At 43.1% G+C, this 20270-nt stretch carries 21 protein-coding genes; 14 read left to right on the top strand and 7 right to left on the bottom strand.

What is annotated here, in order from left to right; translation table 11 throughout:
- Positions 1-51: 51 nt before the first annotated feature.
- Positions 52-585, bottom strand: coding sequence for a 3'-5' exonuclease (locus IGI76_RS13260; RefSeq protein WP_010749886.1), 534 nt, complete (start codon positions 583-585; stop codon positions 52-54).
- Positions 586-669: 84 nt separating this feature from the next.
- Positions 670-1422 carry an exodeoxyribonuclease III gene (locus IGI76_RS13255; RefSeq protein WP_005234144.1) on the bottom strand — a complete coding sequence of 251 codons (753 nt, stop codon included), beginning with the start codon at positions 1420-1422 and terminating at the stop codon, positions 670-672.
- Between the two features lie 213 nt (positions 1423-1635).
- Here IGI76_RS13255 and IGI76_RS13250 point away from each other — a divergent pair, with 213 nt between their 5' ends.
- From IGI76_RS13250 to IGI76_RS13235, 4 genes are all read left to right on the top strand, one after another.
- Entirely contained in the window at positions 1636-1911 is a 276-nt protein-coding gene (locus tag IGI76_RS13250) for an AbrB/MazE/SpoVT family DNA-binding domain-containing protein (RefSeq protein ID WP_333718689.1), read from the top strand.
- 72 nt (positions 1912-1983) lie between these two features.
- A complete protein-coding gene (locus IGI76_RS13245) occupies positions 1984-2061 on the top strand; it encodes a type II toxin-antitoxin system PemK/MazF family toxin (RefSeq protein ID WP_231434930.1) in 78 nt (25 codons plus the stop codon).
- Between the two features lie 329 nt (positions 2062-2390).
- Positions 2391-3275 (top strand): UDP-N-acetylmuramate dehydrogenase, encoded by an 885-nt coding sequence (gene murB, locus IGI76_RS13240; protein ID WP_416337212.1) that lies wholly within the window; start codon positions 2391-2393, stop codon positions 3273-3275.
- A gap of 117 nt (positions 3276-3392) precedes the next feature.
- Positions 3393-4601, top strand: coding sequence for a hypothetical protein (locus IGI76_RS13235; protein ID WP_231434910.1), 1209 nt, complete (start codon positions 3393-3395; stop codon positions 4599-4601).
- Positions 4602-4667: 66 nt separating this feature from the next.
- On the opposite strand, the gene IGI76_RS13230 is transcribed toward IGI76_RS13235, so the two are convergent.
- From IGI76_RS13230 to IGI76_RS13215, 4 genes are read right to left on the bottom strand one after another with little or no spacing between them, the layout of a single operon-like run.
- A complete protein-coding gene (locus IGI76_RS13230) occupies positions 4668-5312 on the bottom strand; it encodes an ECF transporter S component (RefSeq protein ID WP_438781613.1) in 645 nt (214 codons plus the stop codon).
- Between the two features lie 2 nt (positions 5313-5314).
- Positions 5315-5872 (bottom strand): phosphopantothenoylcysteine decarboxylase, encoded by a 558-nt coding sequence (gene coaC, locus IGI76_RS13225; RefSeq protein ID WP_005228528.1) that lies wholly within the window; start codon positions 5870-5872, stop codon positions 5315-5317.
- A 31-nt stretch (positions 5873-5903) separates the two neighbouring features.
- Entirely contained in the window at positions 5904-6653 is a 750-nt protein-coding gene (gene coaB / locus IGI76_RS13220) for a phosphopantothenate--cysteine ligase (RefSeq protein ID WP_086295677.1), read from the bottom strand.
- Entirely contained in the window at positions 6650-7639 is a 990-nt protein-coding gene (locus IGI76_RS13215; protein ID WP_060791398.1) for an acrylyl-CoA reductase family protein, read from the bottom strand. The genes coaB and IGI76_RS13215 overlap by 4 nt, the downstream gene beginning before the upstream one ends.
- Before the next feature lie 386 nt (positions 7640-8025).
- On the opposite strand from IGI76_RS13215, the gene IGI76_RS13210 reads away from it, so the two are divergent.
- From IGI76_RS13210 to IGI76_RS13175, 8 genes are all read left to right on the top strand, one after another.
- Positions 8026-8568 (top strand): helix-turn-helix domain-containing protein, encoded by a 543-nt coding sequence (locus tag IGI76_RS13210; RefSeq protein ID WP_015510239.1) that lies wholly within the window; start codon positions 8026-8028, stop codon positions 8566-8568.
- A 16-nt stretch (positions 8569-8584) separates the two neighbouring features.
- Positions 8585-9673, top strand: coding sequence for an ABC transporter ATP-binding protein (locus IGI76_RS13205; RefSeq protein ID WP_005234156.1), 1089 nt, complete (start codon positions 8585-8587; stop codon positions 9671-9673).
- 12 nt (positions 9674-9685) lie between these two features.
- Positions 9686-10495: an ABC transporter permease gene (locus tag IGI76_RS13200; RefSeq protein ID WP_010749878.1), complete on the top strand. Its 810-nt coding sequence runs from the start codon at positions 9686-9688 to the stop codon at positions 10493-10495.
- Positions 10492-11328, top strand: a complete 837-nt coding sequence (locus tag IGI76_RS13195; RefSeq protein WP_005228535.1) for an ABC transporter permease — start codon at positions 10492-10494, stop codon at positions 11326-11328. Before IGI76_RS13200 ends, IGI76_RS13195 begins: the two co-directional genes overlap by 4 nt.
- The gene (locus tag IGI76_RS13190) at positions 11325-12398 is read left to right on the top strand and encodes an ABC transporter substrate-binding protein (RefSeq protein ID WP_074933293.1); all 1074 of its coding nucleotides are present in this window, start codon (positions 11325-11327) and stop codon (positions 12396-12398) included. Before IGI76_RS13195 ends, IGI76_RS13190 begins: the two co-directional genes overlap by 4 nt.
- A 442-nt stretch (positions 12399-12840) precedes the next feature.
- Positions 12841-14598, top strand: a complete 1758-nt coding sequence (locus tag IGI76_RS13185; RefSeq protein WP_221692700.1) for a 1-deoxy-D-xylulose-5-phosphate synthase — start codon at positions 12841-12843, stop codon at positions 14596-14598.
- A gap of 290 nt (positions 14599-14888) precedes the next feature.
- Positions 14889-16067 carry an MFS transporter gene (locus IGI76_RS13180; protein WP_221692699.1) on the top strand — a complete coding sequence of 393 codons (1179 nt, stop codon included), beginning with the start codon at positions 14889-14891 and terminating at the stop codon, positions 16065-16067.
- Positions 16068-16192: 125 nt separating this feature from the next.
- Entirely contained in the window at positions 16193-17080 is an 888-nt protein-coding gene (locus IGI76_RS13175) for a MurR/RpiR family transcriptional regulator (RefSeq protein ID WP_231434909.1), read from the top strand.
- Between the two features lie 35 nt (positions 17081-17115).
- On the opposite strand, the gene IGI76_RS13170 is transcribed toward IGI76_RS13175, so the two are convergent.
- Positions 17116-17937 carry an MBL fold metallo-hydrolase gene (locus tag IGI76_RS13170; protein ID WP_201705248.1) on the bottom strand — a complete coding sequence of 274 codons (822 nt, stop codon included), beginning with the start codon at positions 17935-17937 and terminating at the stop codon, positions 17116-17118.
- 98 nt (positions 17938-18035) lie between these two features.
- Between IGI76_RS13170 and IGI76_RS13165 the strand changes: the two genes are divergently transcribed.
- Together IGI76_RS13165 and IGI76_RS13160 are read left to right on the top strand one after the other, a co-directional pair.
- Positions 18036-18191, top strand: coding sequence for a hypothetical protein (locus tag IGI76_RS13165; RefSeq protein ID WP_005234170.1), 156 nt, complete (start codon positions 18036-18038; stop codon positions 18189-18191).
- Between the two features lie 213 nt (positions 18192-18404).
- Positions 18405-20261, top strand: a complete 1857-nt coding sequence (locus tag IGI76_RS13160) for a beta-glucoside-specific PTS transporter subunit IIABC (RefSeq protein ID WP_333718687.1) — start codon at positions 18405-18407, stop codon at positions 20259-20261.
- Positions 20262-20270 lie beyond the last annotated feature (9 nt).

Here is a 20270-nt window from a genome sequence, read left to right as displayed (position 1 = left end):
CGTGCGTCCTAAAGGCTAGCGCAATGCTGACTTTAGGACGCACGTTCTTATTTATTTGACTAAAACCAATTTTTTTAATGGATCGATACCAAATTCTTCTTCTTGACGCAATAAGATTTGGGCACATGCCCGACTATCTTCTAGTGCATCATGGTGGTTTAGTAAAGGAATCTGTAATTGCTCACAAACCGTGTTTAATTTATGATTTGTAAACTCTGGATACAGTTTGCGGCTCGTTCGCACCGTACATAAGGAAAGATAATTTGGTTGTGACAACCCATAATAATCAAGACATCCCGCCAAAACCCCAGTATCAAAACCAGCGTTATGCGCAACGATCAAACTGTTCAGTTGATAATATTGTTGGATTTGTTTCCATACGTCAGGAAACTTAGGCGCTTCTTGTACATCTTCTGGACGGATGCCATGAATTTGAATGTTTTTCCAAAAAAATTCCGTTTCCGGTTGGATCAATGTGTAATATTCGCCCACGATTTTGCTATCTTGTACCATGACTAGTGCAAGGGAACAGGCACTATGCTTTTGATAATTTGCTGTTTCAAAGTCCATTGCGATAAAATTCATCAGACTCACCTCATTGCCATTCTAGCACAAAATCAAAGAATGAAAAGCGAACAAACGTTAAGAAAAACTGAAGTTTTCTTACGGTTAGTTGAGATCCAGTTCCACCGGACAATGGTCACTACCAATGATATCTGTATGGATCTTGGCGTCTAGCAAGCGCTCATTTAAGTCATCCGAAACGACAAAGTAATCGATGCGCCAGCCAGCATTGTTTTTGCGAGCGTTGAAACGGTAGCTCCACCAAGAATAAATACCTTCTGCATCTGGATAGAAATAGCGGAACGTATCGGTAAAGCCAGCAGCCAAAAGAGTCGAAAACTTTTCCCGTTCTTCAGGTGTAAACCCAGCACTTTTTTGATTGGTTTTCCAATTTTTGATGTCGATATTTTTATGGGCAACATTCAAATCACCGCAGAGAATCACTGGCTTTTGTTGTTTCAATTCAGTCAAGTAAGCCAAAAAGGCATCTTCCCAAGTCATGCGATAATCCAAGCGGCGCAATTCATTTTGGGAATTCGGTGTGTAGCAAGTAATCAAGAAAAATTCAGGATACTCCAGCGTGATGACGCGACCTTCCGTATCATGTTCTTCGATCCCTAATCCATAACGGACCGATAGTGCAGGTTCTTTTGCGAAAATTGCTGTGCCAGAATAGCCTTTCTTCTCCGCATAATTCCAGTATTGATGATAGCCTGGTAAATCCAATTCAATCTGACCTTCTTGCAGCTTTGTTTCTTGTAAACAAAAGAAATCAGCATCGAGGGCTTCAAACACTTCAGAAAAATTTTTTTTAACGATGGCCCGTAAACCATTCACATTCCAAGAAATAAATTTCATCGAGATTCCTCCTTATTTTCCACTACGCCTCCCATTTTACCTAAAAAAGCCAGAAGCGCAAAGCAAGTGAGCGGAATAAGGAAAACAAGGAGGAAGAATGAGGATTAAATTTGGATGCTAGAGAAAATTCGTTTGTAGTACGGAAAAGGAACGATGGCTTCTTACGTTTACTTCCATTTTATGATACAGTCATTTTGAAAAGGGGGCAGTTTCATGACGATCAAAGCGCAAGTTTCAGCGAAAATGACTTCGAAAAATCAAATAACTATTCCAAAAAGTGTGCGGCAAATACTAGGCTTAAAAGAGAATCACTGGGTAGTTTTTGAATTTACCCCAGAAGGTGAGATCAAGGTAAGAGGCGAAAAAGCAGCACCTTCTTTTGAAGATTTTTGGAAACAAGAATTAGCGATCATAGAAGAAATGGGGAAATTTGACACAGGTGAGATGTTTTTTGAAAAAGATTTAGGTGAGGAGAACATTGAATGGTAAGGCAAGGAGATATTCTTTTATTGACTTAAATCCCACCAAAGGAAATGAAATGGCAAAAAAAGACCGTGTGTAGTGGTTAGTAATGATTATTATAACAAGAGTTTCAATAACGTCTTAGTGATGCCACTCAGTAGCTCAAAAAATATGTAGAAGAAAAATTTGCTCGATCGAATGCGTTTCAAACAGTTACCGAAACACAATAAAGTAAAGTTCAAGGGACGATTCTTTGTCAGCATATTTGCAGTGTGGACTTCTTGCATCGCAGCAACTTAGAAGTAGTCGATAAAGTCACTACGGAGATGAAAGAACGATTATCTGAAATAACAAAACACTTTTTTTGAAGCTTACTCTTTATTAATCAGGTCATTCGATTATTAAGCTTTTCTTTGATTCACCAGAGGTAGCAACTTTTCCTTGAACATGCTAAAATAAGTGAGATGTTTATTGTGAAAGGAAACCTTCTCGTGAATAAAGACTTGATGATTGTGCAATTCCCTGAAATTGCCTTATTAAAAGATGAACCCTTATTGAACTATACGTATACAAAAACTGGTGGACCGGCAGACATTTTGGCTTTTCCAAAAACAGCAGAAGAGGCCAAACAGCTGCTTGATTATTGCCGAGAACAAGCGATTCCTTGGATCGTCTTAGGAAATGCCAGCAACTTGATCGTCCGTGATGGTGGTATTCGTGGCGTGGTGATCATGCTATCAGAAATGAACCAAATCGTGGTAGACGGCACTTCTTTGATCGTCGATGCTGGAGCAAAGTTGATCGATACCACCTATGTCGCTTTGCATGAATCGTTGACTGGTTTTGAATTTGCCTGCGGGATTCCTGGCAGTGTCGGCGGTGCCGTCTTTATGAATGCTGGCGCCTATGATGGCGAGATCCAAGATGTCTTTGCGTCCTGCGACGTTTTGCTGGCTAATGGTCAAATCGTGACTTATACCAAGGAAGAAATGGAATTTGCTTATCGTCATAGCAAATTGCAAGAGCAAAAGATGATCATTTTAAGCAGTCGCTTTGATCTAGCAAAAGGCGATCAAGAGCAAATTAAAAAGCGGATGGATGAACTGACAGAATTGCGGCAATTGAAGCAACCGCTAGAATACCCCTCTTGTGGGAGTGTCTTTAAACGTCCAGTCGGTCATTTTACCGGCAAGCTGATCCAAGATGCAGGCTTACAAGGATTGAAATGGGGCGGAGCCCAAATTTCGGAAAAACATGCGGGCTTTATCGTGAATGTCGATCAAGCCACTGCAACGGATTACGTCGAACTGATCGCTCATATCCAACAAGTCATCAAAGAAACCTTTGATGTCACCTTAGAAACAGAAGTCCGAATCATCGGCGAAGAATAGAATAGCGAAAAGATTGTCCTGAGGGGCAGTCTTTTTTTTATGAGAGCTGATAAAAAAGAGCTTAGGTTTGTAAGCTTTCTCAGTCTTCGGTACAATAAACGAAAAGGAGTGAGCAGGATGAAAAAGTGGGGACGCGTCATTTTGTTTGTTGGGTTCGCCTTTCTTTTCGGCGGTTGTACGAAATTACCGCAAGAACAGTTTGCCGAACAGTTGACGAATCAGCAAGCAGCGAATGCTGGTGAATTCCAAGCGACGATCGATACCTTTGAGATGGGCAGCAGCAGCGAATACGGTCAAGAAGCCGATAGGTATGCCTCTATGTTGATGTCACAGTTAGTCGGCTCGTCATTTAAAGGGGACTTCGTCCAGGACAAAGAAACCAAAGCGATTTTACTCAATCTGGCAGTCGCTTTTGGGGGGCAGGAGCTGCCGATCAAGCTGATCGTCGATCCAGAAAAACAAGAAGCGTATGTGTCAGCTGAAATCTATGAAACACTGCAAGGGTATATCAGCGCATTTGGTAGTGACAGTTATGGGACAAAACCAGACGCTGCGGAATATGAAGGCAAATACCTGCGCATCGATCAAGAAACCTTAGATTCTTACTTTGGCGAAGGAACTTTTGCAGAGGACGGCGAGGGGACAACCGAAGCAGAAAAAGAGCCTGAAAACCTCTTTACCATGAACAGTCTTTTTCATAATGAGACATTTGCAGACTATTTGAAAACCTTTGAACCGGATGCTTTCAAAAGAGATGGAGATACGATCAGCCACACGTTTACCAAAGAAGAATTGGCAAATTATGCAGATTATGCCCAAGAACAAGGCGCCGATCAAAAGCAAGTCGCCGAATTAGAAACGATGTTGGAAGAAGTCGAGCAGTTTGACTTAACCATGACCGTCAATACGAAAACAAATCAGCAGAAAATGGCTTTTCACTTCGTGCAAGCGGATGAGCTGCAAACCACTATCGGAGCCACGGTGACTTTTACAGGGAAGAAAAGTGATACTGCTGTTGCAATCCCTACAGCGGAAGAATTGATTGACCCAGAAGAATTGTTTTCTCCCTATGATTATGGTTGGGATGACAGCTATGAAAATGATTATGATGATGAGTACTGGGATAGCTATGATGAAACCGATGATTGGTCTTCTTATATGCTGACGGATGAGGAGTTTGAAGAACTGCTGCTGCAAATCAAGCAAGAGCTGCCTTATTTGACCCAAGCAGATATCGATGATTATCTGACATTTTATGAAGAGTATTTGACCCAAGAGCAGTATCAAGAGCTTGTCGAAGCACTCCAAGTGACACAAAGTTTATAAGACACTCAAAAGGGAAGCGACCGCCTAAGTTAGCCAAAAAGCTAACTTTGGGCGGTCGCTATTTTTTTAGATACGATTTTTTTTGCGGTTCATGACTAAGCGCAAAAGGACGGTTCCAACTGCCATCGTGGCGATTCCCGCTACAATGGCTTCAGGTACACCTTGAGCGAAGATCACACCCAAAATCGCTGCATAGACAGCATTGCCAGCTTTCCCCACAACCTTCGCATATTCTTGCTGGAACAAGAAGTAGATCAAGTTCATTACCAGGATCGTATTCGTCAAGCCTCCAGCAACACCAGCAATCAGTAGCGAAAGACTTTGCTGTTTGTTTTTCCAGATTTTTTGACAGCCTTTGTACACAAAGTAAGGAACGACACCAATCAAAATACGAGGAATCAACGCTACGAGGATCGCTTTCCAGCTTCCTTGATCACTCCCATAAATCGGTACGAAAGGGGAGAAGACAAAAGAAAGCGGGGTGATGATCCAGGTCGAACGCACCATACTGATGATCCCAAAGGCGCCGCCTAAAAAGCCGCCGATCCGAGGTCCCAATACAATAGAAGCGATGATCACAGGAATATGCATCGTTGTCGCATTGATTGGTCCTAAGGGAATAAACCCAAGAAAGGGAACCGATGCTAAAAGAATCAAGATTCCTAAAAAGAAAGCTGTTAAGACAAGTTCAAAAGTTGATATTTTTTTCATTGTTAGACACTCCGTACTTCCAAAGCAGTCAATGCTTTTTCGAGAATCGTTTCTGTTGCTGCTAATGCGCCTCTGCCGAAATCACCGCAAGCCAGTAACGCTTCACGGGGTTCAATCTCTTGGAAGCCGACTTCTTTCAAAATCCCCAAATTTCTTTGAACAATCGGGTTTTCGTACATGACGGTATTCATGGCTGGCGCAATCAAGCGGGGCACGGATAACGGCAACGCTAAGGCAACTGTTGAGATCAAATCATCGGCTATCCCATGCGCCAGCTTGCCAATACTGTTGGCACTGGCTGGGGCGAGCAAGAAAAGATCGGCTTGTTTGGCTAGTTCAATATGATTGATGCGATCTGGTTGACGTTCTTGCATAACATCTACATGGATCGGGCGTTTGGATAATGACTGTAACGTCAAAGGCGTAATAAATTGTGTGCTGTTTTGAGTCATTAAGACATCCACTGCATAGCCCTTTTTGGTTAATTCATTGGTTAGGTCGGCTGCTTTGTATGCAGAGATACTGCCGCTGACGCCAAGCAGAACGTGTTTTTGTTTCATGTTTCTTTCTCCTTTTCTAAAAAACATCTAGCTAAGCACGCAGGTCATTGCGTAATGTGTCAACGATCAAGGTTGCGATCTCAGCTTTTGTGCGGCCAGTCCCGATTTGTCCTTCTTGTGTCAAAAGGTGTCCGACATGCTGGTTTCCAGAAATTTGCGTCAAGTCGTTGGCCAACACATAATCCGCTTGGCTAGCCAGCAGACTTTTTCGTGCGACCGCAAACAACTCGGCTTCCGCTACGTCTACTAATAATTTGAATCCGACTAATAAGGTTGTCGGCTGTAATGCTTTGATGGTTTGGATCACTTTCGGGGTTTTCTTCAACACTAAAAACAAATGATCAGTATTGGAAGAAACTTTGCCTGCCGTTGATTCAGATTGTGAGAGCACGTGTGCCATCAATGCCGGAGTGACCTGGTTGTCATAAGCTGGTAGGGCATCGTTGATTGCTTCATAAAACGCTGCTTCTGAAAAATGAGCAGCAGGGGTGAAATCACTGACTGCCATACTGTGGATCACAGCAGCATACGAATGGGTCGTCAATAAATCGGTCAACTGCGTCAACAAGTCCGTGGTCCCTTCAATGAAATGACAGGTAACGCATGGATCGGTCGGCGGTTGTTTGGCAGTTTTCGTCGTAACGTAATCGATGGCCACCTCAGGGTATTGCAGCCATTCCTTGGCAATGGCTTGACCAAGTGAGCCCGTGGAATGATTCGTGATTGCACGGACATCATCGATTTTTTCGGAAGTACCGCCAGCCGTAATCAAAATTCTCATTGCGCTTGTGACACCTCAACGATCGTCCGTCCTTGGTGCGTGCCTGCTAATAAAGCTGCCAACGTTTCTGGCAAGTCTTCCAAAGTGATGGCTTTCGTGTAAAGCTGATCGATCACATTCCACTCACCCGCTAATTTCTCCCATAATGCCGTGCGGATCTCATGGGAAACATTGACCGAATCGATCCCAATTACGCGAATCCCACGCAAAATAAATGGTAAGACAGTCGTTTCGATTTTGATTCCACCAGCATTGCCGCATAAGAAGGCACCGCCCCCATAAGCGATTTGCGGAAGCACTGCCGCAAGCAATGGACCGCCAACTGTATCGATGACCGCTGCAAACGTTTGTTTTGCTAATGGTTTGTCCTTTTCTGGTACCACGTCATCAGGACTGACGATTTTCGCTGCGCCTAGGTCCAACAACCATTGCGCATCGGTTTTCCGAGATAGCGCCACTATATTTGTATAGCCCAGTTTTTTCAATAAAGCAATGCTGACACTGCCGACGCCACCGCTAGCGCCTGTCACCAAAATAGCAGCGTCTTTTGCTAAGTGCAGCTGTTCTAATTCTTGCACCGCTAAAGCTGCTGTGAACCCAGCAGTGCCATAGGTCATACTGTCTTTTGCTGAAAAACCAGCAGAACGTTTCACGAGCCACTCGGCTGGGACCCGTTGAAATTGACTGTAACCGCCTGGGTGAGAAACCCCTAAGCCATAACCTGTCACTAAGACTTGGTCGCCTGGGGCAAAATCAGCAGACTGACTGTCCACGACTTCCCCTGCTAAATCGATTCCCGGCGTCATCGGATACGTGCGGATCACGCCGCCATTTTCTTTTGCTGCCAAGGCATCTTTGTAATTGACATCTGAGTAATCAACACGGACAAGCACATCGCCTGCTGGCAGCTCGTCAAGGGTTGCAGTTGTGAGTGAAGCAGTAAAATTTGGTTCATTCATGACACGAAAGGTAGAGAAATTCGTCATTTCAGACACTCCTTTGATGGTTTGTACTCATAATACCATAAGTTTTATTTTTTTAACCAGTGAAGCAAGAAAAGGCAGGTCTTCTTATCAAAAAATCAGCAAAAACAGATCATTATTAAATCTACCTTTTCTTCGTTAAAATAGAAGTTGTTCTTTTAAACCTTTAAAAAGCGAAAATGCCGGGACCACCAATCGTTTCCTTTATAACACAAGCGTTTAGCGTCACTCCTTTTTTTGATCAGGGAGAAAAGAATTCAAAAAAATGAAGAAAAAAGGCTTGTGTTTTTTGCAATTATTTGTATACTAGAAAAAGTGAAATTAAACATGAAGTTTACTTATAGCAAACTTTTTTATTTGAAGTTGTGTCAATCAAAGGGGGAATGAACATGGAGATTGGCGAGAAGCTGCGCAATTTGCGCGTTCAAAAGAATTTGACCCAAGAAGAATTAGGCGAGCGGACCGATTTGACGAAAGGCTATATCTCACAGTTGGAACGTGATTTGAGTTCGCCTTCTATGGAAACTTTTTTTACGATCTTAGAAGTTTTAGGCGTGACACCAGAGGAATTTTTCCGAGAAGAAAATGCGCAGCATCAAGTGGTTTATCGCGAAGAAGACAGCACGCTTTATTATGATGAAGAAAATGGCTATGAATTGAAGTGGCTGATTCCCGATTCCAATGAAAAAGAAATGGAGCCAGTCTTGCTGACCTTTGATAAAGCGGGCGAATACAAGACCTTTGAACCATCGTTAGCAGAAACATTTATCTATGTCTTAGAGGGCAGTGTGGCCTTGACACTAGGAGAAACGCAGTACAAGGCTCGTAAAGGCCAATCGATTTATTATCAGGCGACTGAGCCGCATCAATTAAAAAATATTGCGGGCAAAAAAAGCCGTGTGCTTGTAGTCGTGACAGATTCTTATTTATAGTACAGGAGGAAAGAGTGTGGGAAAAACAATAATTTCATTCAACAATGTGGTGAAGCGATTTGATGATGATGAAACAGTTTTGAAAAAAGTGAGTTTTGATATTGAAGAAGGTCGCTTTTATACATTGTTAGGTCCTTCAGGTTGTGGAAAAACAACCATCTTACGCATCATTGCGGGTTTTTCGGACGCAACAGAAGGCGACGTTTATTTTGATGGACAAAGAATCAATGACGTTCCTGCCAATCAACGGCAAGTGAATACTGTCTTTCAAGATTACGCCTTATTCCCACATATGAACGTTTTTGAAAATGTGGCATTTGGTCTGCGAATCAAAAAATTACCAAAAGATGAAGTGAATAAAAAAGTCTTAGAAGCGTTGCGGCTAGTACAACTTCCTGGTTATGAGAATCGTGAAATCAGCGAAATGTCAGGAGGCCAACGTCAACGGGTCGCAATCGCACGAGCGATCGTCAATGAGCCCAAAGTATTGCTTCTTGATGAACCATTGTCCGCATTGGACTTGAAATTGCGAACTGACATGCAATACGAGCTGCGGGAATTGCAGCAGCGACTAGGCATCACCTTTATTTTTGTCACCCATGACCAAGAAGAAGCGTTGGCGATGAGTGATGAGATTTTCGTTATGAACAAAGGGAAGATCGTCCAAAGCGGCACACCAGTGGATATTTACGATGAACCAATCAACCATTTCGTGGCGGATTTTGTCGGTGAAAGCAACATCGTCACAGGTACGATGATCGAAGACAACTTAGTGGAGTTTGTCGGCAAGCAATTTGAATGTGTCGATGGCGGGATGCGGCCGAATGAAGCCGTTGAGATCGTGATCCGTCCAGAAGATTTGAATTTGACGACCGTTGAAAAAGGCAAGCTGGTCGTTGAAGTAGACACGCAATTGTTCCGAGGCGTGCATTACGAAATCATTTGTTACGATGAACAAGGCAACGAATGGATGGTTCACTCTACAAGAAAAGCCACTGAAGGAAGCAAGATCGGTCTTTCCTTTGAACCAGAAGATATCCACGTCATGCGTTTCAATGAGTCCGAAGAAGATTTTGATGCTCGTTTAGAGAGCTACGAAGATTAGGAGGGAAAGCTAATGACGAAAATGCGTCGTTTTTATGCGATACCCTATGTCTTTTGGTTATTGCTATTTGTTATTGCACCAGTCCTATTGATCATCTACCAATCCTTTTTTGATATGAACGGCAACTTTTCGCTGGTCAATTATCAAAGCTACTTAGGTTCTGGCAAATATTTGATCATGACCTTAAACTCGGTTTGGTATGCCTTTTTGATCACCGTGATTACCTTAGTGATCAGCTACCCGACAGCCTATTTCTTAACTAAGCTGCGTCACAAAGATTTGTGGCTGCTGTTGATCATCTTACCAACGTGGGTCAACTTATTGTTAAAAGCCTATGCGTTTATTGGGATTTTCGGCATTCATGGCAGTGTCAACAACTTCCTAGAAATCATGGGTGTTGGACCAAAGCAGATTTTGTTTACCGACTTTAGCTTTTTGACGGTTGCCGTCTATATCGAACTGCCCTTTATGATCATGCCGATTTTTAATGCCTTAGAAGAAATGAATCCCTCTTTGATCAGTGCCAGTCGCGATTTAGGGGCAAACAGCTATGATACGTTTCGACGAGTGATTTTCCCTCTGTCGTTAAACGGGGTGAAAAGCGGCGTCCAAGCCGTCTTCATTCCGTCGCTCTCCCTCTTCATGTTGACCCGTTTGATTGGGGGCAATCGCGTGATCACGCTTGGTACGGCGATCGAGCAGCACTTTCTCGTTACCCAAAACTGGGGCATGGGTTCGACCATCGGCGTCATTTTGATCATCGCCATGTTCCTCGTGATGCTGTTTACGGGAGAAAAGAAAAAAGGAGGGCAACGTAAATGAAAAAATTTCGCTGGTCGAATCTTTATCTGATCGTCGTCTTTATTCTTTTGTACGTGCCGATCTTTTATTTGATTTTCTATTCCTTCAATGAAGGAGGCACCATGAATGCTTTTACGGGTTTCACTTTTGAACATTACCAATCCGTCTTTCAAGATACCCGCTTGATGATCATCGTGTTGAACACCTTTATGCTGGCATTTTTATCAGCATTACTGGCAACGATCATCGGCACATTTGGAGCGATGGGCATCTACTATACCCGCAAACGTCGAACGAGAACGGCATTGTTGAGTTTGAATAATATTTTGTTGGTTTCACCAGATGTCATCATTGGTGCCAGCTTCTTGATTTTCTTTACGATGATCGGCAACTTGTTCCGTGGGTTTAGCTTAGGCTTTTTCAGCGTATTGCTTTCGCATATCGCCTTTAGTATCCCGATCGTGGTCTTGATGGTCTTGCCGAAACTGCAAGAGATGAACGATTCAATGATCGATGCTGCCCGTGATTTAGGCGCGAATAATTTTCAAGTCATTAAAAATATCATTTTGCCTTTCTTGACACCGGGCATCATCGCCGGCTATTTCATGGCCTTTACTTATTCACTCGATGATTTTGCCGTGACATTCTTTGTGACAGGCAATGGCTTTAGTACCTTATCGGTAGAGATCTATTCTAGAGCACGTCAAGGAATCAGTTTAGAAATCAATGCATTAAGTACACTTGTCTTCTTATTCTCCATGATCCTGGTGGTAGGCTATTACTTTATCAGTAAAGAAAACGGCGCGAAGAAATTGCGTAAAAACCGCCGTGTGGAGGTGGCAAATCTGCGATGAAACGACTACAATCTCTGATTATCGGTATTGTTGCGATCGTCCTGATCTTGCTCTTTGGTGTCCGTGAATTGGAACGCTCCTCTGGTATGGCAGGCGCTGAGGTCGTCAACATCTACAACTGGGGCGACTACATCGACCCTGATTTGATCAGTAAGTTTGAAGAAGAGACAGGCTACAAAGTCAATTATGAAACCTTTGACTCAAATGAAGCGATGTTCACGAAGATCCAACAAGGCGGTACGTCCTATGACATCGCCATACCGAGTGAATACATGATTGAGAAAATGATGGAACAAAATCTTTTAAAACCATTGGATCACAGTAAAATCAAAGGGTTAGACAATATCGACCCTCGCTTTTTGGACTTGAGTTTTGATCCTGGCAATCAATATTCCATCCCTTATTTCTGGGGAACACTGGGGATCGTCTATAACGATAAATTCTTTGATGAAGGTGAGATCACCCAATGGGACGATCTTTGGAAACCCGAATTAGCAAATAGCATCATGCTGATCGATGGCGCGCGTGAAGTGATGGGATTAGGTTTGGACAGCTTAGGCTATTCTCTAAACAGTAAAGACGACGATCAGCTGCAAGAGGCATTCAATAAGCTACGGACCATGACCCCAAACATCAAAGCCATCGTCGCAGATGAAATCAAGATGTACATGGCAAATGAAGAAGCATCGGTTGCGGTCACATTTTCTGGGGAAGCAGCCGACATGATGTACGAAAACGAGCACATTCATTACGTGATCCCTTCGGAAGGCTCCAACCTGTGGTTTGATAATATGGTCATTCCTAAGACCTCACAAAACGAAGCCGGCGCCTACGCCTTCTTGAACTTTATGCTGGAACCCGAGAACGCTGCACAAAACGCAGAATACATCGGCTATTCCACACCTAACCAAGCAGCCATGGCATTACTGCCTGACGAGATCACCGAAGACGAACAATTCTATCCATCCGATGAATTAATGGAACACCTCGAAGTCTATGAAAACTTAGGTGCTGAGTATCTGGGCATCTATAATGATTTGTTCTTGGAATTGAAGATGTATCGGAAATAAGCAAACTGCCATTAAGCAGGGAATGGATCCTGTTTAATGGCAGTTTTTTTATAATTTACTATGACATATCAAATGAACCTCTAGGAATATGTATTAGAAAAGAAAATTTATAGAGAATAAACCTGCAATTGTTTCAATAATTAGAAAAAATCAACCTCGTTTTATTCAAAATGTTTCAAAAACCACTTGACCTAAAGTCAACTCTAGGTGGTATCTTTTTAGATAGAAGAAATGAGCAGCGATTGTTGAAACTCAGAAAAATTACGATTTCCCTTTAGGATAACTTGCTATTTCACGGTTTGACAGGAATTTAAAAAAGAGCGTCCAGCTCCGATTGCCGCTTTTTTCATTCCAGAAAACGATCCACTCATTTCGACTTCGTGTCTTTTTCCTTGTGAGTAAACACACGAACCATTCAAACATTTTTACAGGAGGTACGTACATGTTATTAGAAAAAATCAAAAGCCCCAAAGCGTTAAAAGAATTGACCAGTGGGCAACTTCAAGAACTGGTAGTAGAAGCACGAACTGCTTTATTGGAAAAAATCAGTCACCATGGGGGGCACAATGGCCCCAATCTGGGGATGGTCGAGATGACGATCGCGTTGCATAAAGTCTTTGATTCCCCCACCGATAAGCTGATTTTTGATGTGTCTCATCAGACCTATATCCACAAAATGCTGACGGGACGCGCCCATGCCTTTCTTGATGCTATGCAGTATGATGCGGTTTCTGGTTACACGAATCCGAAAGAAAGCGAGCACGATCTCTTTACGGTCGGTCATACCTCCACCTCAGTTTCGTTGGCAAATGGTGTGGCGAAAGCCCGTGACCTAAAAAATGAAACGTATAACGTCGTTGCCGTCATTGGCGATGGTTCTCTATCAGGTGGCTTAGCGTTTGAAGGCTTGAACAATATTGTGGAATTAGGCACCAATACTATCGTGATCCTCAACGACAATGACCAATCGATCGCGGAAAACCATGGAGGGATGTATCAGAATTTGCGGGCATTACGGGAAACCAAGGGGCAAGCAGCAGACAATCTGTTCAAAGCGATTGGTTTTGAGTACCACTATTTAGATGAAGGACATGACCTCGCTGCATTGATTGGTTTATTTGAAAAAGTGAAAGACATTGATCATCCTGTTTTATTACACATTCATACGATCAAAGGCAAAGGCTTCAAGTTTGCGGAAGAAAATCGTGAAAAGTTTCATGCAGGCGGTCCCTTTCGTTTAGAAACAGGCGAATATATTTCTGTTGGGGGCAATCAAGTAACCTACAACAGCTTAACGACGGATTATTTATTAGAAAAAATGGCGACAGATCCTACAGTCGTGGCAGTAAATGCTGGTACACCGATGCTGCTTTTTTCTCCAGAACAACGAGAAAAAGCAGGTAAACAATTTGTAGATGTGGGTATTGCAGAAGAACATGCGGTATCGATGGTTGCTGGGTTAGCAAAAAATGGAGCGAAACCTGTCTGGGCCGTTTTTTCTACCTTTATGCAACGTAGTTTTGATCAAATTTCCCATGATTTGGCCTTAAATCATCTGCCTGGAACGATTCTGGTATACGGTGCATCGATTCATGGAATGAATGACGAGAGCCATTTGGGAATTTTTGATATCCCCTTTTTGGCACATATTCCCAACCTTGTTTATCTTGCGCCAACCTCTAAAGAAGAATATCTAGCAATGTTGGATTGGTCGCTGGAACAAACCAACGCTCCAGTTGCGATCCGGGTACCGGTTGGACCTGTCAACGAAACGGTACGAGCAGCCTCTACTGACTACAGCGATCAAAAAAATGAGGTGACTCAAGCTGGCACGCAGGTAGCCATCGTCGGGGTCGGAAACTTTTATGCGCTAGCGGAAGAGATCGCAGAACAATTGAAAATGCAACATGGAATTACCCCAACGGTGATCAATCCTAAGTTTATTTCAGGGGTCGACAAAGAGTTGCTGGATGCTGTGGCACGAGCGCATAAACTCGTTGTCACGTTGGAAGACGGCATACGAGAGGGCGGCTATGGACAAATGATTGCCAGCTATCTTGGTGATCGTGAGATTGCCGTCAAAAACTATGGCTTAGAAAAGAAATTTTATGATAACTACCGAGCAGCGGACGTTTTATCCGAACTTGGTATCACTGCTGAGGCAATTACGAAAGATGTCATAGAACAGCTGCAGAAATAAGTTCTCTTAGGGTGTCTTGTGTGGCTGATAGGATTGTTAAAAAATGAATGATCGAAGGAAACCTTGCAGTAAAACAAACTGCAAGGTTTTTTCGCAAACAATCGGTGACGATCTCCAGCAAATGCAGAAAACCAATGCTTTTCAAGCATAAAGCCTCAGCGTAGGAAGCATTGGTCAAAAGCTGGCGATCCAGCAAATAATAAAGAGGTAGGAAAAGATTGCTTTGGTGTCTTATCCGGTTGAGCTCAGAGAAACAAAAAAAGTATTTTGTAAAAAGAAAAGGGGTAACTATGAAATTTTTTTCAATGAAGTTGCTGGCACTGTTGTCGGTGGCAATGGTCGTCTATTCGGCACCGGCGATTTCTGCCAATGTTCCCGCGATTGCGGCAAGCTTTCCAGAAGTAGATGCGGTCTACGTCGGGTTACTGACCACGATTCCGTCATTGTTTCTTTTGCTAGGGATTTTTACTACTAGCATGATCGAAAAAAGGATCGGCAAAAAATACACGATGGTCACCGGCTTGGTCATTGTGGCGATTTTTGGCACGCTGCCGGCATGGTATCAGGGGAGCTTTCCCGTCTTGTTTCTTTCGCGCGCGATTCTTGGCTTTGGGATCGGCTTATTCAATCGTTTGGCGATTCAAATGATTAGTTTGTTGTTTCAAAATGAGCCGCAAAAGAAAGCCAAGGCTCTTGGGTTAGAAAGTGCCGTCGGTGGTTTAGGCGGTATCTTTATGACTTTGCTGGTAGGACAGCTAGTGAAGATCAGTTGGGAGATCTCTTTCTTCGTTTATGGCTTTGCCTTGATCAGTCTCTTTTTTGTTCAGGTATTTATTCCCAACGAAACAAAAGGGATCACTGATGAGGCTCTGATAGCGAACGTCACGGTTTCAACAGAACGGAAACAAAAGTCATTTGTTTTGGGTGTGCTCTTGTTTCTGATCGTTGTCTTGTTTATCAACTACAATCTGCAGATCACCCCGTTGTTGTTGGAAAAAGGAATCGGTGATGCGACCGATGGCAGTAACATGATCGCCGCCATTGCGACGGGGGCATTTATCGCAGGCAATGCCTTTGGCTTGATATATAGCCGCCTACATCGCTGGTTGCTGCCCGTTGCGGCATTGCTTGCAGGAAGCAGCATCTATTTAACCTATCCCTTGCAGACGGTGGGGCTGCTCTTGGGTTGTTCTTTACTACTAGGCTTTGCCTTTCGCAGCATCATGCCTTTTTTCACCCACTTGCTGACGACTGGTGGTGAAGCGGAAGCTAAGTTTGGCACGATCGTCTCGATCGTTGCTTACAATTTAGGAGTCACGTTAGCACCTTATGCATCACGCTTGCTGATACTAGTCAGCGGCAATGAAACAGCAGGGATACAGATGATCTTATCAGGGGGCATGCTATGTCTGATTGGTATGATCGCCCTTTTGGGAAATAAATTCTTTTTGTATTTTGAACGAGGGTAGGCATACGCTGGCGTGCTCCACGCTTTTCTGTCTTCAATTCATCACTTTCAGTGCTTTTAGATAGAAAGAAACGTGAATGAATGGGACGTGTAAAACTAACAGCAGCAATCAGAAGGGAGAACCAGATGTATCTTTTTCAAAAAATTGAAGAAGCAGCGTTTAAACAAAATGATGCAAGAAGGACGATCGGTGATTTTTTACTAGGCAATCGGGAAAAAGTCAGTGAGTATACTATGGAAGAAATCGCAAAACTGACCCATACCTCAAAGCCGACGTTAGTCCGTTTTGCAAAATATTTTGGCTTTTCCGGTTGGAAAGAATTTGTGTATGCCTTCGTGCATGAACTGGCACACTTTGATGATGGCTCAGCAACGATCGATGTGAATATCCCTTTTGGTGAGGCGGCAGACACATTAGAAATCATTGAAAACTTGGCGAACTTACGCATGCAGACGATTAAAGAAACAGCGGCACTTATGACGGTAAAAGACCTGAATCAAGCCGCTCGACTCATCAATGGCGCTCAAACCATCGTCATCTATGGGCGTAGTCCAAATTCGTATTTCGGGCAGCTGTTTAAACGCAACTTAAACACGATTCATAAAAAAGCCTTTGTTGCGGATACGGACGAAGCGGGCTTGATCTCCCAAACGCTTACCCCGCAGGATTGTGCCATTCTTATCTCTTATTCTGGCAATAATTCAGAGACCTATCCTATGAAAAATGTGAAAACATTGCTGAAAAATGGTGTGCCAATTATCAGTCTTACGAGTGGTGGGGACAACTATTTGCGGGACTATTCGACGATCGTCTTGACGATTGCTAGCCGAGAAAAACTATATTCTAAAATCGGAAATTTTTCCACAGAAGAATCGATTCAATTCCTTTTGACGGTTTTGTTTGCTCAGATTTTTTCCCTCGATTATCAGGAGAATATCCAAATGAAAATCAGCAACGCTCGTTATTTAGAAACGAGCCGCAAAACGACGTTTAAAGAGATGGCAGAAGAATAAAAGGACCACACCAAAAACGGTGTGGTCCTTTTTCCCTATTCTAAATTGTTGGAAGTGGTTGATTTCAATTCGATCGGCTCACCGGCAGCAACTAGACGAATCCGTTTCGGATTGACGATCCGATCGTACAAAGCTTCAGGGTCCCCATTAAAAGCATCGATATGCGGAGCATCCACTGATCCCCAATGGGAGAGGATCAATTCAGCATGAGGATAGGTATTTGCCAGTTTCACGGCGTTCTCAAAGCCGATATGCCAAGCGTTGTCGTTAAAGTCAAACAAGATCGCATCTGGTTGAGGCATCTCTAATTGTTCTGGTAAAAGACGAGAATCGCCAGGAATCCACAAGGAACCATCCGGAGTATCGATCCAAAAGCCGCAATAGTCCTCAATTTGGAAGACACGGTCAAATTTTGTCGTCTCATTTTGCCAAAGGTGATACGCCTTTGTTAAAGAAATCTCCAAATTTTTAACGGTGAATGAATCATAGATTTCGTGACCTTGGGCAGCAACTTGAAAGTGCTCTTGCATAAGTTCGGCAACATATTTGGGTCCATGGAAGCTATCGGTAACCGGGACTAATTTTTCAATCGTCGGAATGCCGTAGTGATCATTATCTGAATGGGTGATCAATACCGCATCTAAGTGAGGGACTGCCGCCGGTTTGATTGGCAGATCGATCAGTAACGGCAGGTCAAATCCTTCTAAGACCGGATCGACCATGATACATGTACCACGGCTGTTTAGAAGAATACCGGAGTTTCCTAACCAGCGAATGATCGTTTGATCTGTTTTTTGAAAAGCTTCTTCATGAAAGAAAATCGTTTTTGGGGGTATTGCTTGTTTCACGTTTGTCATGTTTCTTCGTTCCCTTCGCCTGTTTTTTATAAATCCAACCTAGAATAGCCGTTCATAACAGGCTAGACCAAATCGTTGATTCAGTAAGGATTGCTTCAATGGTTGGGGGAAGAAGCAGTGGTTTGATCCGTTGTTGCGGGATCATCGGGGCGTTCTTTTTCGGTTGGTGGGTCCATTACGTTGAAAAAGCCTATTATGATCGCGATAAATCAAAAGTAACACAATCATCTAGTAAATTATATCATTGTTTCTAGTGGCTTCGTCAAGGCGATGTTTGGTCTTTTAATGGAATGGATTTCGAAAAAAGAGCGGTTTTTAATGAAAAGATGAAATCCATTTCGTCTTTGGGAAAATATATTGGAAACGCTATCTATAAATGGTACATTGCTGGCAGAAAGAACAGTATGTTATACCGGTAAGCACATACAACATAGATTTTCTTTGAAATTTATTTAGGGGTGGAATGTATGAGTGAAAATTATCAATCATTAGCAAAAAAAATCGTCCAGTATCTGGGGGGACAAGAAAATATCACGGATGCCTATCACTGTCAAACCCGATTGCGCTTTAAAGTCAATGAAGAAAAGCGTATAGATCAAGGAGAACTAGAGGCGCTCGATGGGGTTGCCAAATACATCAATAACGCAGGGGTACATCAAGTCGTGATCGGAACACATGTCAAAGATGTCTATGAAGAAGTCACAAAATTGGTTTCGCTTCAATCATCAGGGGCGTCGGAACCTGGGGAGAAAAAAGGACCAGTAGCTGCAGTGATCGATTTTGTGGCAGGAACGTTTCAACCAATTATTCCCGCACTGTCCGGTGCCGGAATGGTTAAGGCAGTTTTGGCTTTATTGATAGTTTTTGATGTGATCACGGCTGATTCGCAAACCTATTACATGCTGAATCTTTTTGCAGATGGTGTTTTCTTCTTCTTACCAATGATCCTGGCCTTCACTGTGGCACAAAAATTGCGATGCAATCCGATTTTAGCGGCTTCAGTGGCTGCTATGATGATGCATCCTAATTGGGGTGCCTTGGTCACAGCAGGCGAACCCGTTCACTTTTTTGGGGTTATTCCTTTTACATTAGCAAATTATACGGGATCAGTCATTCCGATCCTGATCGTGATTTTTTTCCAATCGTATGTCGAAAAGTTTTTGAACAAAGTGATTCCAAAATCAGTGGAGCTGGTTTTTGTTCCGATGCTAACATTCTTGATAATGGGTACATTAGCCTTCTCGCTATTTGGACCGATCGGTAGTATCTTGGGTGGTTATTTGGCAACATTCTTTACCTTCTTAAGTGTCCATGCTAGCTGGGTTCCAGCGGTTTTGATTGGGGGCTTTTTGCCAATCATGGTGATGTTTGGATTGCACAATGGGATTGCTCCTTTAGGGGTGATGCAAATGGCAGAACTTGGGTATGACAGTATTTTTGGTCCAGGGGCATTGGTCTCAAACATTGCTCAAGCAACCGCAGTAGCAGTTGTCGCATTGCGTACGAAAGAGAAAAAAACTAAGCAGTTGGCGGTATCAGGGGCAATCACTGCCTACATGGGGATTACCGAACCCGCTTTATATGGCATCAATTTGCCCAAAAAATATCCGTTGGTTGCGGCAATGATTGGTGGGGCTTCTGGTGGTTTGTATGCTGGCTTGACCAATACGCATCGCTTTGCGACCGGTTCGTCTGGTCTCCCAGCAGTCTTACTATATATCGGTGATGATACGATGCGCTATTTTTGGAACATCATTATCGCATTGGTGATTGCAGCTGTGGTGAGTGGGGCCGTTACCTATGTCTTAAGTTTCAAATATGAAACAAAAGTGACAATTGATGTTCCGGAGATGAAAGCAGTAGTACTAGAAGATACCGGCTTGATCAATCCTGTACCGGGAATCGTGATTCCGTTGAATCAAGTCAAAGATGACGCATTTGCTTCTGAAGCACTCGGAAAAGGATTTGCGGTCGATGAACCCATCGGTGAAGTCATTGCGCCTTTTGATGGAAAAGTCGCTGCTGTTTTTCCTACCAAACACGCGATTGGCTTGGTTTCAGACACCGGAATCGAATTGTTGATCCATGTCGGTTTAGACACAGTGGAACTAAATGGTCAGTATTTTGATGCTTTAGTAGAAGCAGAGCAAAAAGTTACAAAAGGGCAGCGATTGCTGACGTTTGATGTACCGCAGATAAAAGCTGCAGGATATGTCACACAAGTACCGATCATCGTTACCAATACACCACAATATACCGCAGTCGAACGTGTGAAAGAAGGTTTGGTAGCTAAAGAAGAGGAAGTACTTGTAGTCAAAGTTTAGGAGGAAATA

This window comes from Enterococcus sp. DIV2449a (assembly GCF_051711225.1).
In the GTDB taxonomy this organism is placed as follows: Bacteria; Bacillota; Bacilli; order Lactobacillales; family Enterococcaceae; genus Enterococcus_D; species Enterococcus_D casseliflavus.
Note: the sequence above shows the minus strand (reverse complement) of the source record. Positions and strands in the feature narration are given on the sequence as shown.